The sequence below is a fragment of the Faecalibacterium sp. OF03-6AC genome (genome assembly GCF_003478175.1).
Classification (GTDB): Bacteria; Bacillota; Clostridia; order Oscillospirales; family Ruminococcaceae; genus Faecalibacterium; species Faecalibacterium taiwanense.
Genome location: NZ_QUEN01000023.1, coordinates 5188 through 6183, shown reverse-complemented (window position 1 = coordinate 6183; position 996 = coordinate 5188). Strand labels below are relative to the sequence as shown.

The window sequence follows — 996 nt, the reverse complement described above, 5'->3', positions numbered from 1 at the left end:
TCGGCGGCGGTGACGGCCAGCCAGATGCCGTCGATGCCCAGCAGCAGCGGCAGCAGGAGAATGGCGATCACCTGAAATACCAGCGTGCGCAAAAAGGAGATCAACGCGCTGGTCACGCCGTCGCCCAGCGCCGTGAAAAAGGAGGACGCATACACGTTGAAGCCCATGATGAGGAAGCTCAGCGCATACAGCCGGAAGGCACGGCTGGTCAGGGCCAGCAACTCCGCATCGTAGCCCACGAAAATGCGCGCTACACAGGGGATGATGAACATGGAAGCCAGCGTCAGGGTCACAGCCACCACGGCGATGAGCCGCAGGCTTTTCCGGTAGAGGTTGTGCACCTCGGTGTGGTTGCGGGCACCGTAGTGGAAGCTGACGATGGGTGCACTGCCCACGGCATAGCCCTCGAACACCGCCACGAACAGGAAGGCCGCGGACATGATGACGCCGTAGGCGGCCACGCCGTTCTCACCGGCCAGACGCAGCAGCTGGTAGTTGTACAGGATATTGACCAGCGACATGGAAAGGTTGGTCATCAGCTCGGAAGAGCCGTTGATGCAGGCATCCCGCAGGACTTTGCTGTAAAAACTGGTCTTGCACAGGTGCAGGCGGCTGGAGTTGCTGCGGTCGATGAAGTAGAACACCGGCAGTACGCCGCCCACCAGCTGGCTGATAAAGGTGGCAATGGCAGCGCCCTCCACGCCCCAGCCCCAGACGCCCACCATCAGCACATCCAGCACTATGTTGGTGCAGCCTGCGCCCACGGTGAACCAGAAGCCGAGGTGCGGCTTTTCGGCGGTGACAAAAATGCTCTGGAACATATTCTGCAGCGCAAAGGGCGGCAGAGCCAGCATCAGGATGCGCCCGTAGCGCACCGCATAGTCCAAAAGCTCCCCCTTTGCGCCCAGCAGCACGGCAATGGGCCGCAGGAACACAATGCCCAGCACGGCCAGCACACTGACCGAGACCAGAGCCGCCAGCAGGAACAGGGTAAAA

1 protein-coding gene is annotated in these 996 nt (G+C 61.4%); it reads right to left on the bottom strand.

Annotated features, from left to right (window positions below):
* Positions 1 to 996 (bottom strand): MATE family efflux transporter (locus DXA66_RS13970; RefSeq protein WP_243089117.1); only part of this gene is annotated, 996 nt, incomplete at both ends.